Origin of the sequence: Catellatospora paridis (assembly GCF_009720365.1) — a bacterium.
GTDB lineage: Bacteria > Actinomycetota > Actinomycetes > Mycobacteriales > Micromonosporaceae > Catellatospora > Catellatospora paridis.
Map to the genome: position 1 here is coordinate 918,592 of NZ_ML769313.1, position 14,076 is coordinate 932,667.

Annotated in this window: 13 protein-coding genes and 1 pseudogene; 7 read left to right on the forward strand and 7 right to left on the reverse strand. The window is 70.8% G+C overall.

Features of this window, described 5'->3' with window-relative positions:
- Window positions 1-196: 196 nt before the first annotated feature.
- Window positions 197-604 carry a tautomerase family protein gene (locus F9C41_RS09045; RefSeq protein ID WP_155386166.1) on the forward strand — a complete coding sequence of 136 codons (408 nt, stop codon included), beginning with the start codon at window positions 197-199 and terminating at the stop codon, window positions 602-604.
- A gap of 379 nt (window positions 605-983) precedes the next feature.
- On the opposite strand, the gene F9C41_RS09050 is transcribed toward F9C41_RS09045, so the two are convergent.
- Both F9C41_RS09050 and F9C41_RS09055 read right to left on the reverse strand, forming a co-directional pair.
- Window positions 984-1,778, reverse strand: a complete 795-nt coding sequence (locus F9C41_RS09050; protein WP_155386167.1) for a DUF6585 family protein — start codon at window positions 1,776-1,778, stop codon at window positions 984-986.
- A gap of 100 nt (window positions 1,779-1,878) precedes the next feature.
- Window positions 1,879-2,235, reverse strand: a complete 357-nt coding sequence (locus F9C41_RS09055; RefSeq protein ID WP_155386168.1) for a hypothetical protein — start codon at window positions 2,233-2,235, stop codon at window positions 1,879-1,881.
- A gap of 541 nt (window positions 2,236-2,776) precedes the next feature.
- Between F9C41_RS09055 and F9C41_RS09060 the strand changes: the two genes are divergently transcribed.
- On the forward strand, window positions 2,777-3,301 hold the full coding sequence (locus tag F9C41_RS09060) for a hypothetical protein (protein WP_155386169.1): 525 nt from the start codon (window positions 2,777-2,779) through the stop codon (window positions 3,299-3,301).
- Window positions 3,302-3,371: 70 nt separating this feature from the next.
- On the opposite strand, the pseudogene F9C41_RS42155 reads toward F9C41_RS09060, so the two are convergent.
- Together F9C41_RS42155 and F9C41_RS09065 are read right to left on the reverse strand one after the other, a co-directional pair.
- Window positions 3,372-3,521 (reverse strand): annotated as a pseudogene (locus tag F9C41_RS42155) (DUF6767 domain-containing protein); the annotation flags it as partial.
- A gap of 108 nt (window positions 3,522-3,629) precedes the next feature.
- A complete protein-coding gene (locus tag F9C41_RS09065) occupies window positions 3,630-4,088 on the reverse strand; it encodes a cupin domain-containing protein (protein ID WP_155386170.1) in 459 nt (152 codons plus the stop codon).
- Window positions 4,089-4,386: 298 nt separating this feature from the next.
- Between F9C41_RS09065 and F9C41_RS09070 the strand changes: the two genes are divergently transcribed.
- Window positions 4,387-4,779, forward strand: a complete 393-nt coding sequence (locus F9C41_RS09070; protein WP_230689446.1) for a RidA family protein — start codon at window positions 4,387-4,389, stop codon at window positions 4,777-4,779.
- A 78-nt stretch (window positions 4,780-4,857) separates the two neighbouring features.
- Here F9C41_RS09070 and F9C41_RS09075 read toward each other — a convergent pair whose 3' ends face one another.
- Both F9C41_RS09075 and F9C41_RS09080 read right to left on the reverse strand, forming a co-directional pair.
- The gene (locus F9C41_RS09075; RefSeq protein ID WP_155386172.1) at window positions 4,858-5,358 is read right to left on the reverse strand and encodes a hypothetical protein; all 501 of its coding nucleotides are present in this window, start codon (window positions 5,356-5,358) and stop codon (window positions 4,858-4,860) included.
- Between the two features lie 8 nt (window positions 5,359-5,366).
- Window positions 5,367-5,549, reverse strand: a complete 183-nt coding sequence (locus tag F9C41_RS09080) for a hypothetical protein (protein ID WP_155386173.1) — start codon at window positions 5,547-5,549, stop codon at window positions 5,367-5,369.
- 23 nt (window positions 5,550-5,572) lie between these two features.
- On the opposite strand from F9C41_RS09080, the gene F9C41_RS09085 reads away from it, so the two are divergent.
- A complete protein-coding gene (locus F9C41_RS09085) occupies window positions 5,573-6,310 on the forward strand; it encodes an SDR family oxidoreductase (RefSeq protein ID WP_155386174.1) in 738 nt (245 codons plus the stop codon).
- A 132-nt stretch (window positions 6,311-6,442) separates the two neighbouring features.
- Entirely contained in the window at window positions 6,443-6,871 is a 429-nt protein-coding gene (locus F9C41_RS09090) for a cupin domain-containing protein (protein WP_155386175.1), read from the forward strand.
- A 33-nt stretch (window positions 6,872-6,904) separates the two neighbouring features.
- On the opposite strand, the gene F9C41_RS09095 is transcribed toward F9C41_RS09090, so the two are convergent.
- Window positions 6,905-7,828 carry a 2-hydroxyacid dehydrogenase gene (locus F9C41_RS09095; RefSeq protein WP_155386176.1) on the reverse strand — a complete coding sequence of 308 codons (924 nt, stop codon included), beginning with the start codon at window positions 7,826-7,828 and terminating at the stop codon, window positions 6,905-6,907.
- A 399-nt stretch (window positions 7,829-8,227) separates the two neighbouring features.
- On the opposite strand from F9C41_RS09095, the gene F9C41_RS09100 reads away from it, so the two are divergent.
- Complete coding sequence (locus F9C41_RS09100; RefSeq protein WP_155386177.1) at window positions 8,228-11,452, forward strand: ABC transporter permease; 3,225 nt, start codon at window positions 8,228-8,230, stop codon at window positions 11,450-11,452.
- Window positions 11,452-14,076 (forward strand): FtsX-like permease family protein (locus F9C41_RS09105; RefSeq protein WP_155386178.1); only part of this gene is annotated, 2,625 nt, incomplete at its 3' end. The genes F9C41_RS09100 and F9C41_RS09105, both read left to right, overlap by 1 nt.

Sequence of the window (14,076 nt, forward strand, 5' to 3'; positions counted from 1 at the left end):
GGCTGCCGCAGCGTTGAGGTCACCACGACCGAACAGCTGGAGGCCGAGTGCACCGCAGCGTTAGGCACTGCAGGTCCCACCGTCATCGTGGTGCTGACCAAGCCTCAGAAGACCGCGCTTTGAGTTCTGCGGCCGTCGCGGAGGGCGATTCGCCTCCGCGACGGCCGCACTCGGCGTCCACCCGGTAAGGGACGACATGCCGCTATACAGCTGCACCATCGCTCAGGGCATGCTGAGCGCCAAGGACAAGGCCGCACTCGCCGCCGAGATCACCCGGATTCACTCCGACATCAACCATGTGCCACCGGAGTACGTCAACGTGGTGTTCACCGAACTGCCACCGGAAAACATCTACGTCGGTGCCAAACCCGGCCGTCCTGTTCTGATCAGCGGGTGGTCGCGGCGTGGTCACCCGCAGCAGGACACCACGCGGCCCGCCCTCGAAGTCTCGGCCACCGCCGCCCGCATCGCCGGCGTGGAGGAGAGCAGTGTGCTGGTCGTCACCGAGGACAGCCCGGCACAATCCGCCGTCGAAGGCGGCCGGGCGCTGCCGGAGCCGGGCGGTGAAGCACAACGGCAGGCCGAGAAAGCATCCGGGTTATAGCAATCTCCTCGGGGGTGAGTCCTGACGCGTCACCGATTGTCGTCTGCACGCAACGGATGCGTTCCCGAATTGCTTCACCCTCCGCAGTGAGTGCGACCTCGACAGCTGGGCACGGCGCTGCGGATCGCTGGCAGGTATGGACTTGGCCTCGGCGAGCGGTACGTCGAGTTCGCGGAGCCGGACTCCCCGATCGTCATCGCCGAGGGCTGAGGTCAAGTCTCCCACAGTGCCGTTAGCCAACAACGCGGGCCGCCGAGACCGACAGCGTCTCGGCAGTCCACGTACTCGACGTGCTCGTGCTGCGCTAGCGGCCGAACGCTATGCCGTGGCGTCGGGCCGCCGGTCCTCGAGGTGGATGACTTCGAGTTCGTGTCCGTCCTTACATCTTGTCGCCCTGCGCCTGCGTGGACGGGTCACGCTGGTCCGGCTGCTGCAGCTCCTGCCAGTTCCCGAACATGTGGATCAGGACGGTGAGTTCGGGGACCGCGCTGAGCAGCTGCGAGACCACCGGTTGGCGGCTGTCGGTCCAGATCTTCAGGCGGGTCTTACCGACCTCGACCCTGGTGATGGCATGCCATGGCACCAGCGAGTCGCGCCAGCGCGCCCCCTCGGCGGCCAGCGTGATCGGCCCGAAGACCGCGGCACCGGTCTTGCGGAGCTCTTCGGTCTTGAGCGGGAGTTTGATCGCGGAGATCTTCGCGTCGACGAACGGCACGATCTCCGGCAGTTCTTTGTAGCGTGGCTTGGCCAGGTCGACGACCTCGCCGTTGTTCAGGTCGAGGCGGCACTGCGGCACCTCGGTGTACGCGGTGCCGAGATTGACGACCCTGGTCCAGTACCGCAGGTGCGCGACGTCGTGCCAGGTCACCAACGAGGTCACCGTGCCCCGGGGGCCGACGGTCAGCGTGCCGCCGGTGTACAGGTGACGCCATGTGTTGGCCTTGCGCCAGGTGACCAGCCCGCCGACCGCCGCCAGTGCGAGCACGCCCAGGCCCATCGCGACGACCGCGCCCGCCCCGCCCGCGGCGGCCAGCAGCACGAAGCCCAGCGCGGCGCAGCACACGACGATGGCGATGTCGGCGGCGACCGCAGACCGGTAGCGGCCGTACTGCTCACCCAGGCCGGCTTCAGTCACGGCCTGCTCGATGGAGCGTCCACCCTCACGACTGTCCATGTGCAGATCATGCCGTGCGCATGGGCAAGCATCAATGGGTCAAGGTGTGCCAGGTCGTCCACCGCGGTGGACCGTCGAACCTGTCGATCATCGGATGCTCTCACTGAGCCTGACGTGCCGGACTCGGGCGTCCATCCTTCCCGTTGACCAGGTTGCCGTGGTGGTCGTAGACCGGTGCCGCCCCCTCGAGTGCGTCGCGCCATGCCCGCTCGTCGCCGGTGCTCGCGCTCCAACCATCGCCACGCTCCTCCCACATCGCGACGAGCCCCAGCAACTCCTCAGGAGTGTCGGCATAGAACCAGCACCCGTCCTTGTGTGCCGAGTACTCGGCCTCATACTCGCCGGGATCGCGACGTAGGTAGCTCAGCTCGACCGTGTAGCCCTTCGCCTTCAACGCGAACAACGCCGGACCGCCGGTGTTGCCGGCAACACGGATCTTGACCCGGTACTCCCGCATGCGGTCCCCACTCGAACGGCCAGGCATCGGATCAGAAGTCTGCGTCATCACGCGGCTCACGGCATCCGGTTTCCCTTGGCGTTCGGTCGGACCGGGTATCGATGTCCGGGCCGCCCGTTGAGGAAGGTCTAATCAGTCTGAACGCGGTCTGATGTCGTCGTCGCCGATGGTTAGGCGGTTGCTGTACAGCAGCGGCGTACAGCAACGCTGTCGCCCGTATCCGACCGAGCCCGACCGGGACCACGCTCCAGACGTCGTCCGTGCCCGGCGCCGGCCGTCCCGCACCTCATGATCGGCGATTGAGTAGCATGTCGCGTCGACTCGCCGGATCACCCGCCCGAGGTCTACGGCAAATCGCGCTGCCGTGACCCGTGCGAAACACTCGACGCGTCCCCGGGGGGAGACGATCTCGCACGAACCGCCTGGCGGTGCCGTGCGCCCGTCCCGAATCCTGACTGTCGCCCCGCCGTGTGATCATCGGCAGGTCACACCACCGTCCGCGCCGGAGGAGAGCATGGGGTCATCGAGCTGGACTTCCAGGGTGCCGTATCAGCACGACGTCGAAGCCGCCCTCGAGCAGGCCCGCCAGGACGCCTACGACCGGGGTGACTACTACCGGGTGTCACCGGACATGCAGGCGCGGACGATGGGCGAGGAGGAGTACGTCGCCTGGGAGATGGCGGCGTTGCGCCGCAGCTTGGCTGAGGCGTTCGGCGATGATTTCCCCGACCCGGATGACTCGATGGCGCGGGACAGCTGGCGGGCCGCCCAGGTGGAGGTGACGGGCCCGGACAGTCTGCTGGACGCGCAGATCTACTCGGGCGCCCACTCGGTCATCGACATGACCGGTGTCGCACCGTCTCCCGAGATGGGCATGGTCGCGCCCGTGCCGCACGACGTCCTGGAAGAGGTGTTCGGCACGGGCCGGCCGGCGGCCGACGCGATCGCCGCGGCCATTTCCCGAAGGAGCCTGGAAGACTTCGGCCGCTGGTACGGCGCCTACGTCGTGGCGTACGACGGCGAGCACCCGGAGTCGATCGTCTTCTTCGGACATAGCGGCGACTGACCGGAGGACTGGTTCCCTCAGCTCGGTGCGCCGTAGGCCCTCGCGCAGCTCGTCGTCGGTTCATGACGAGATAGACCAGTGCGCAGTCCTGCGGGCCGGTCACGTCCAGCTGGCAGAGGGTGCACGGCTCGCCCGGCCGCACCGGGCAGCGCGCATCGGGTCGACCTGGCCGCCGGTCCCGCAGGGCCTGCTCCGCCGTTACTGCCGACTTTTCGGGCATACCGTCAACCGTGCCATGCCGGAGTGGTTGCCGTGCATGTCGGAGGCGCCGAAGGGACCGAGATGCAGTGCCCGAGGTCACCGGCCCGGCGCGCTTGGCGAGCGCAGGTCAGTCGGCCACCCGGATCGGATCGCCGGTGTTGGAGACGAACACGACCAACAGCTTCGCCGGTTGCGTGCTGCTGGTGTTCTCGGTCAGCACATGGTGGGCACCCGGCGGCTCGACCCAGTTCTGGCCCGCCGTGTACGTCTGCACCGGCTGGCCTTCGAGCTGGCTGCGCACCGCGCCGTCGAGGACGTACGCGTACACGAATGCCTGACCGTGCCGGTGCGGGACCGCGCGGGAACCGGCCGGGAAGTCCACGATCGCCGAGGTGAACGTCTTTCCCGGCACGTTCGGAAGCGCCTGTTCGAGCAGCACCGTCACCGTCTCCTCAGGCGGTTCCTGCCAGGTCACGGCGGCGACCGCCGGCCGGTCCGCCGGACGTGGCGCCGTGGCCGTCCAGCCGATCGCCCCCGCCGCCATACCGGCGGCCAGGACGGCCCCGGACACTCGCATCCCGATCATGACTGATCCCCCTCAGCCCTCGGTGCTCGATTGATCGACTCAAAGTGCTCGGCCGGTGGGCGCGCGCGGTGCAGACCCGTCGCCGTGCCTGCCAGCCCACTGGAATTGTCCTACCTTCGCCCGCGGTCGCCTCACGGAACCGGCATTCGACCGCGGTCCGGCGGTTGCCCACTCGCCATGGATCGCGGCGACAGAGCACGTCGGCCAAGGTCGAACGATATGATCAACAACGCTCACCCCCGCGAGAAGTGGGAGGACGGCAATGATCCCGATTCGGGCAGAAGATATCAAAGGCCTCATGTTCGTCAACCCGGAAGGCCTCTACGACCCCCGTCCGAATGCGTATTCGCACCTGGCTGTCTACCCGGCAGGCTGGAGGGTGATCCTCCCGGCCGGACAGGGCGGCGAGACCGCGGACGGTGCGCTGGTCGACGACTTCGCCACCCAACTCAGGCAGGCGTTGAAGAACACCGAAACGGTGCTGGCCGCGGCTGACGCCAAGATGTCCGATGTGGCGAAGTTCAACCTGTTCGTCGTCGACCACAGCACGGAGAAGTTCGCCGCCATCAGGGAAGAGTTCACGAGGGTATGGGGCGACACGAAGCCGCCGTGGACGTTGATCCCGGTGCCCGCGCTGGCGCTCAAAGGCATGCTCGTCGAGATCGACGTCATCGCCGTCGTGCCGCACTGAATCCCGTCCCGGCAGCGTTCACCGTGGGGGAGTTGCATGCACACCTGCGCCGCACGCCGGGTCCGGCCGCACCCGCCGTCAGCCGCTGGGCGGCCTGACGAGGACCAACCAGGCGTTGACCACTCCGCTGACCAGGGCGGCGATGACTCCGGGAACGAGGACGTACAGCCCCCACTCGCGGCCTGCGGCGCAGGCGACGCCGCTGACGGCGACCAGGGTCACGGCGGTCAACGTGAGGCTGACTATGTCGATCGTGCGGGCAAGGGAGTTGGGCCGGGTCGCTCTCGACGCCCGGTGATCGAAGACCGCCAGTGCCGTACCGGCCGCGGCCGCCACGACGATGATCTCCACGCCGAGTGCCGGCAGTGCCTGCCGCGGAATCACCAGCAGCATGGACAGGATCAGGACCGTGATGAACAGCGTCAGCGTCTGCGCGGCCCGGTAGCGCAGGTCGCTGGTGCTGACAATGGACTCGATCCGCAGGGTCACGGCGACGAACAGCAGTCCGGTGAGGGTCGCGGCGGCCGTGCCGGCCACGATGCCGAAATTCGCCCACTCGGCCACGTCCGAACCGGTCATGATCCCCATCATGCGGTAACGGCAGGCCGGTTGATGAGTTCTCGCAGCCAATCGTGGTGATTGAAATACGCTCCGTGGTAAGGCTGGGCGAGTTCGCCGACCGGTCGCCCCGCGCCCGGGGTGGCCGGGTTACCGGACCGGGCGACGAGGCGCGGCAGCAACAGTGAACACCGCTTGCCGGCGATCGTCACCGACCGAATGGAGGGCACGCGTCGTGGACCTCGGGCTCAACGACCACGTGTATCTGGTGACCGGCGGCAGCAGCGGGCTTGGGCTGGCCGTCGCACAGGTGCTCACTGCGGAAGGCGCCAACGTGGTGATCACCGGGCTCGGCGAGTCCGTGGCGAAGGCGGCTCGCGATCTGGGCGGCGATTCCCGCGCGGTCGGTGTGGTCGCCGACAACGCCGACCCGGCCACCCCCGGCCGGATCGTCGGCGCGGCGCTGGAGCGTTTCGGCCGGTTGGACGGCGCGCTGATCAGCGTGGGCGGCCCACCCGTCGGCACCGCCATGGACGTCGCCGACCAGGTGTGGCGCGACGCCTTCGAGTCGACGTTCCTGGGCGCGCTGCGCATTGCGAGGGCGGCGGCAGGGGCCTTCACCGCCGCGGGCTCGATCACCTTCGTCCTGTCGTCATCGGTCCGTGAGCCGATTCCCGGCCTGGCCGTCTCCAACGGCCTGCGTCCGGGGCTCGCCATGCTCGCGAAGACGCTCACCGACGAGCTGGGCGCCAAGGCGATCCGGGTGAACGGGCTCCTGCCCGCCTACATCGCCACCGACCGCCAGAAGCAACTCGCCTCCATCACCGGCGGCAAACCGCCGGACAACGCGCTGGGCCGCTACGGGCAGCCGGACGAGTTCGCCAGGGCGGCCGCGTTCCTGCTCTCCCCGGCCGCGGGCTACCTGACGGGAGTGATGCTGCCCATCGACGGGGGCGCGCTTCGCATGATCTGATCCGGACGTTCGCCGCCCTTCCGGCCGATGACCGGCGATCCGGCGAGGTCCAAGTACGCGGACCACGGTGGACATGTTCACGTTTGCGTAGAATGGGTGTCGGGACACTGCGGCCCCGAGAGGGGATCCACGATGGGTGAACTGAATCCCGCCCAGACCGTGATTCGACTTCCCGATCAGATCACCTGGCAGGCGCCACCCGATGCGCCACCCCGATCGGTCGAGATGGCCACGCTGGCGGGCGGCGAGGACTCAGACGGGATCTACCTGGTGCTGATGAAGTGGTATCCCGGCTTCATGAGCGCACCGCACTTCTACCGCACCGACCGCCTGTGCGTGGTCCTGTCCGGAGTCTGGTGGTGCAACAGCGGCCCGGACTTCGACCCGGACCGAGCCGTGGCTGCCTACCCGAACTCCTACGTCCGCAGGGTGGCGGGCACACCGCACTACGACGGCGCGCGCCCGGACGCGCCCGAGCCGGCCGTCATCGCGATCAGCGGCCTCGGCCCAGTCGAGCAGCAGTGGGTGGACCCGTCCCAGCCCCGGCTACGACGGATTTGAGCCCCAGGCGGGTCGTGGAGCGTGTCGGCGTGCTCAGTAACCGCCCTCGACCTTGTTGATCAGGGGCTGTCCGGCGGTGTAGCGGCGCACCTGGTCGGCCACCAGTCGGTACGCCCGCGGCAGGACGCCGCGCGTGGCGCCGCCGACGTGCGGCGTGAACAGGACGTTGGGCATGTCCCACAGGGGGTGGTCGGTCGGCAGGGGTTCGGGATCGGTGACGTCCAGCGCCGCCCGGATCCGGCCGGTCGACAACTCCGCGACCAGCGCGTCGGTGTCCGCGACCGGGCCCCGTGCGGCGTTGACGAGCAGCGCCCCGTCTGCCATCGCCGCCAGGAAGGCCGCGTTCACCATGCCCCGGGTCTGCGCGGTCAGCGGCAGCAGCAACACCACGATGTCGGCCTGGGGCAGGAGCTGAGGAAGATCGTCCACGCTGTGCATGCCGTCGTGTGAACTGTGCGCGACATACGTCAGCCGCACCCCGAACGGCGCCAGCCGGACCGCTGTGGCCTGGCCGATCGAACCCGCACCCACGATGATCACGTGCTTTCCGGACAGTTCGTCGGCGGCGCCTACGTCGGCGTGGGCGAAACGGTGCTCGGCCTGGGCGCGGGCGAGGTAGTCCAGGCGCCGGAGGCTGGACAGGATCGCCGCCACCACCCACTCCGCGACGTCGACATCGTGCACGCCCCGCGCGTCACACAGCGTCACGCCACTGTCCAGCTGTCCCACCCATGCATCCGCGCCGGCACTCAACAACTGCACCACCCGCAGGTCGGGCATCCGTTGCGTGAGCGCCACCGTGTCCGCCCCGCCGAGCAGCGGCGGAACCCAGAACTCCACCGTGGCCGGATCCCCGGGCATCGGGGCGTCCCACGCCGGTAGCACCTGCACCTCGACGCCGTCGGGAACGGGGCCCATCAGTTCCCGTCCCTGATCGCTGGCGATCCATAACCGCATCAACCCACGGTAAGTGCCGCACCGTCCCGTGAGCGCGGATTCGGCCCAGATCCAGAGCGCGGACGGCCGCTGCCCGCAGTACGACAGAACGACGTCGCAAGGCCGCTGGGGGCTGGTGCGGTGCGACGTCGTTCTGTCAGCCGGCAACCGATTTCGAGAGCCGCCGCCGGGGCTTCTTCGCCCGCCTTGGTCACCCGAGCGGTGTGCCGCGGTAACGGGATGTTCGCCTGGACGACATCGGATGGTCAGGCCGTTATTCGATCATGGCGCGCGCGGATATCACGGCTGTGCTGCTCAGCCGTTACGCCAGCGACATTTGTGGCGAACACCATTAATGGCAACCGATGGAGCGGCGAACATCTCTCAGCTGGTTGAAATCCGAACCACAAGGGAGGTGCCGTGCTTGGACGTCGGCGTGCCAACAGCGCCCGAGGGCTGCTGACCGCTGTCGCGGCTGCTGTACTGATCTCGACCACGCTGCTGACCGCGCTGGCCGCGTACAGCGGTGCGGTGATCGAGGCAGGCGGTCGGGCAGCCGTCGCGGCGGCGCCGGCGGAGGAACGCGCCGTGCAGGTGCGCTTCCCGTCCCGTCCCGCCGGCAGTGGCAGCTGGTCCACCGGCACCAGCGGGAAAGGCGACCTGGCCGAGCAGTGGACTGCCACCGACGCCAGGGTGCGGCAGACGTTCGCCGCCCGGTTCGGCGACGCCGAACCCGAGGTGACCGCCGCGGGCTACGCGACAGGCGCCCGGTTCGCCGGCGACACCGGCAAAGCCGTCCACGACGGCTACGGCGCGGTCTACGCGCGGGTGATGTTCCTGGACGAGCTGGCCGACCACGCTCGCCTCGTCTCCGGCAGCTGGGCGGTGCCCGGTGCGCACCCGCGGCAGGTCGTCGTCGGTGAGGCCGCCGCGCAGACCCTCGGCCTGCGCACCGGATCGGTGGTTCCCCTCGCCAACGGCGTCTCCAAGCACACCGAGCAGGTCGTCGTCTCCGGCGTCTTCGCCGCCACCGCCGCCGCCGACCCGTACTGGCTGCTCGCGCCCGAGACCGCGCAGGGCGCCGAGGCCGGCCGCAACACCTACGGGCCGCTGGTGCTCACCCGGGAGGACTTCTTCGACGGGTGGGCGGAACTGGGCAGCAACGCCTGGGTGGTGACCCCGAACCTGTCCGGGGCTGAGCCGGCCACCCTCGCCGCCGCCCGCGAGACGGTCCGACACCTGGCCGATGTCCCCACCCAACTCGGCTACGGCAACGGCGGCCAGGTGTCCACCCATGTGGAACGGCTCGTCGACCGGATCCGGCAGGCCAGCCTCGTCGGCCGCTCGGACCTGCTCACCCCGCTGCTGCTCATCGCGATCCTCGGCGGCTACGCACTGCTGCTGCTCGCCGCGATGCTGACCGAGGGCCGCCGCCAGGAGACCGCCCTGCTCCGTGCCCGCGGCGCCTCCCGTGCACAGCTGGCCGGCCTGGCCACCCGCGAAGCCCTGCTGGTCGCCGCGCCCGCCGCCGTGATCGCGCCGTTGCTGACCGCCGGGCTGCTGAAGTCGGCCGGACGGCTGCCGATGCTGAGCGCCGTCCACCTGAACCTCACCCCCGGGATCACCCTCACCACGGTCTCCGTCGCGGCGGCCGCCGGGCTGGGCTGCGTACTGGCCATGCTGCTGCCCGCGCTGCGCGGTGGCGGCACCTACGTGGCCGACCTCGCCACCCGGTCGCGTCCCGGCCGGGTCGCCGTCGCCCAGCGCACCGGCCTCGACCTCGCACTCGTCGGCTTCGCCGTGCTGGCCTGGTACCAGTTGCGCCACTACGACTCGCCCCTGTCGGGTGCCGGCGGGCGCCTCGGCGTCGACCCCCTGCTGGCCGCCGCCGCACCGCTGGGTGTGCTGGCCGGCGCCGTCGTCGCGCTGCGGACGTTCCCGCTGCTGACCCGCCTGCTCGAACGGGCCGTGGACCGGACCGGGTGGTTCGCCGCCCACCTGGGCGTCTGGCAGGCCGGACGCCGCCCGAGCGCCGGACCGGTCCTGCTGCTGGCACTCAGCGTCGCGGTCAGCACGCTGGCCTGGACCCTGGCCGCCACCGCCCGGCAGTCACAGGTCGATCAGGCAGACCACACCACAGGAGCCGATCTGCGCCTGACCGAGACGAGTCCCGTCATCCCTGCGCAGCGAAGTGCCCAGGTCGCCGGCCTGCCCGGGGTCACCGAGGCCCTTCCCGCCTGGCGCACCAGCCTGCAGGCGGGCGAACGCGACACCACCGCGTCAGTGGTGGCGCTGGACGCCGCCGCGGCAGGCGACGTGCTGCGGCTGCGCGCCGACGTCGGCGACGCACCCACCCTGCTGGCGGGCATGGCCGCGGCCGGTTCCCGCGTCGCGGGGGTCACCTTGCCGGCCGGCACCACCGCGGTACGCGGTACCGTCCGCATCACCGTCGACGGCCACAACTGGGACGGCGACCCGCGCAAAGCCACGGCGATCCAGCTCACCGACGAGCACGGCGACACCCGCACCGTGCCGCTGACACCCGCCAAGGGCCGGCACGCCTTCACCGCGCCGGTGTCGGGCGGACCGGGCATCCGGTTGACCGGAATCACCGTCGACGGACCCGAGCTGCCACTGCTCACCCGGATCAGCTGGGCACTGTCCGGCCTGTCCGCCGTGAACAGCACCGGCGCGGCGACCGCGATCAGCCTCGACGCCTCGACCGAGCCGTGGAGCCTGGCCGCGGGCAGGCCCGGATACAAGGCCGCGGCCCAGGGCAGCGGTATCCGGGTCGACGCCTGGCTGGACGAACCCGCCGCGGAGTACGACAACTTCGCCTTCACCACACGCCCCCAGGCCGCCGTCAAACCCGTACCGGCGCTGGCGACCCCCGAGGCGCTCGCCGCACTGCACACCGAGACCGGCCAGACCCTGAACCTCCAGCTGTGGTCCCAGCCCGTGCCGATCCAGGTGACCGGCACGTTGCGGGCACTGCCGGGCGGCGGGGAACCCGCCGCGCTGCTGCTCGACATGCCCTCCCTCAGCGCACACCTCCAGCACGACGGACTGCGGGCCCCGAACGTCACCGAATGGTGGGCCGCCACGGACCCCGCCCGGCACGCCGAGGCCGCGGCCGCTGCCGCGCAGCTGCCGACCCTGGCGGTCGTCGATCGCCAGGAGTTGGCAAGACGCGCCGGCAACGACCCGTTCGGCGTCGGCGGCCGGTTGGCACTGTTCATAGCCGCCCTCGGCGCGATCTGCCTCGCGCTGGTCGGCATCGCCGTCGACCTGCGCTCGACCGCCCGCCGGCGAGCCTCGGAACTTGCCGTGCTCAACACCCTCGGGGCGAGCCCGGGCCTGCTGTCCCGCGCCCTGATGATCGAGCAGGCGTTCCTGGCCGGACTCGGCGTGACTGTCGGCCTGCTGGTGGGCCTGCTCGTCGCCCGCACCACCGGTCCGCTGGTGATCCTCACCCCGAGCGCGGACCGGCCGGTGCCACCCGCGCTCACCACGACGGACTGGCCGCCCGTGCTCGCCACGGCCGCGGTCCTGCTCGCCATCACCTTGGTGATGGCCGGCCTGGTAGCCACTTCCTCACGGCGGCGACTGGCCGCCACCCAGCTGCGGATCGGAGCTGACCGGTGATGGGCTGGATCTCCCGCGCACGCGCCACGGCAGGCCCGACGCTCCTGCTGGCCGTTCTGACGATGCTGGCGGCGGCGCTGGTGATCGGCGCGCCGCGCGCCGCCAACCGGCTCACCGACGCCGCGCTGCACCACGAGCTGTCGCAGCTGAGTTACGCCTCCCGCGACCTCACGTTCCGGGGCGGCAAGCCCGCCGGGGCCGGTGGCTGGACACCACAGGCGCAGCTGGGCGACCACCAGGAGAAGTTCGCGCCGGTCCTGCGCGATCGGATCGAACGGTCCTGGTGGTCGATGGCCACGCCGCTGGAGAACTCCCAGGTCACCGGAACCGGTCTGCCCGCCAGGGCATTCTTCGGCTTCCGGGCCGGCAGCGGCCTGGCCGACGAGGTCGACGTGGTCGAAGGCCGCTTGCCCAAGACCGGGCGATCCGCGGCGGAGCCCATCGAGGTGGTGCTGACCCAGTGGAACGCCACCAAGTTGCGGCAGCGGGTCGGCCAGGTGTTCCAGTGGCCGGGCGCGGACGGCGACGCGGACATCCCGGTCAAGATCGTCGGTATCGTCGCGCCGCACGACGAGGACGCCACGTTCTGGGAGCCGACGCCGCTGGGACTGCGGGCGTATCTGCCCCACGACGACGGCGAGGTGTTCCGCGCGGTGGTGTTCAGCGACGAGACGGGGCTCGACCGGCTCGCCAAGCGGACCCCGCTCGTGTACGAGTGGCGCTACCGCATCGACATCACCCGGCTGGACATGGGTGTACTGCCGCAGGTCGTCGAAGCGGTCAGCGTCGCGCACCGGCAGAACTCGGGCTTCGTGCTGGTGACCGGCCTCGACTCGCTGCTGGCCCGATTCGCCGACCGAGCCGGGTCCGTCGCCGCACTGCTGGCGGTGGTGCAGGTCGGCGCGCTGGTCACCCTGGGCGGGCTCGCGCTGCTCGCCGCCCGCGTCGCGGTGGGCAGGCGACGCTCGGAGTTCGCGCTCCTGCGGGCACGCGGCGGCGCGTTGCGCACCATCGGGTCGTACACGCTGCCGCAGTCCCTGCCAGTCCTGCTCGCGGCGGCCGCCGGGGCGCTGCTCGGCCTCGCCGTACCTGGCCGACCCGCCGCGACCTGGCCGATCCTGGCCGCGTTCACCGTGCTCGCGGCACTGGCGGTGCCGGTGCTGGCGATGGCCGTAGCGCGTGATCCGTCGTTCTCCACCGGTCGTGCCGACCTGGCCGGGGGCCGGGTGAGCATGCGGCGGCGCACCGCCGAGCTGAGCCTGCTGGTGCTGGCCGGGCTGGGCGTGTGGCTGATACGCCAGCGCGGCCTCAACGGATCCGACGGCGTGGACTTCTACCTCGCCGCGGTGCCTTCCCTGCTGGCCGCCGGGGCGGCCGTGGCCACGGTGCGGCTGGTGCCGCCGATCGTGACAGGCCTGGCCCGCCTGTCCGTGCGCGGCCGGGGCGCAGTCGGCTTCCTGGGCCTGGCCCGGGCGGGCCGGACCGCGGGCACCGTGGTCGGCCCGGTGGCGGTGCTGGTCGTCGCCGTGAGCACGGCGGTGTTCAGCGCGGCCGTCGCGGGCACCATCGACACCGGCCGCGACCGCGCGACCGATCTGCGGATGGCCGCCGACGTGAAGGTGGACGGCCTCGCCTTCGACCGTGCGACCACGGCTGAACTGGCCGCGGTTCCCGGCGTCGTCGCGGTCGCGCCATACGCGGTGGAGTCGTCCGCGGACCTGAGCGTCGACGGCAAGCGGCTCGGCGGGGTCTACACGCTGATGCTGGACGGGTCGGCGTACGAGCGGGTCGTCACGGCCTCCGGGATCGAGTCGACCGCGCCCGAGGCGATCACCGCCGCGCCGGCCGGCGGCAGGCTCCCGGCCGTCGTCTCGCCTGGCCTGGCGGAACGGCTGGGTGCCGACCACGGCACGGTGACGGTGCGCGGCCGCCGGTTCGACTTCGCGGTCGCACAGACCGTGGACGCCTTCGCGTCGATCGCCGGGGCGACGAACTTCGTCGTGCTGCCCTGGCAAGCGGCTGCTGCCGCAGACCGGGAGGCACTGGACCCGACCGGGTTCCTGATCGCGGGAACTCCCGACCCGCAGCGGGTGTGGGAGGTCGGCGACGCCGGCCAACGCCGCTGGATCGAAACGGGTGTGCGAGCCGAAGCCTACGACCGACCCGTGACCGCGGTGACGACCTGGGAGCAGGCCCGTAAGGAACTGGACGAGTCCAGCCTGAACGCCGTGGTCACCTTCGCATACGCCATCGGCGGCGGCGCCGGTGTGCTGCTGGCGCTGCTGGCGATCGCCTTCGCGGTGGTGGCCGGGGCTCGGGGTCGGGGCACGGTGCTGTCGCGGCTGCGGACGATGGGCCTGTCCCGTGGTCAGGGCCGCCGCCTGCTGCTGGTGGAGTTGATGCCGGTGGTGGCGGTGGCGGTGCTGACCGGTGCGGTGGTCGGGATGGCCGTGCCTCATTTGATCGCCCCGGCGCTGGGGCTGTCGACGTTCACCGACGGCCTGGCGGTGGGTGTCACGTTCGACCCGCTGGTCATCGGTGCCTCGCTGGTGCTGGTGCTGGTGGGTATGTTGACCGCGCTTGCGGTGGAGACCCTGTTCAACCGCCGGTTGCGCCTCGGTGAG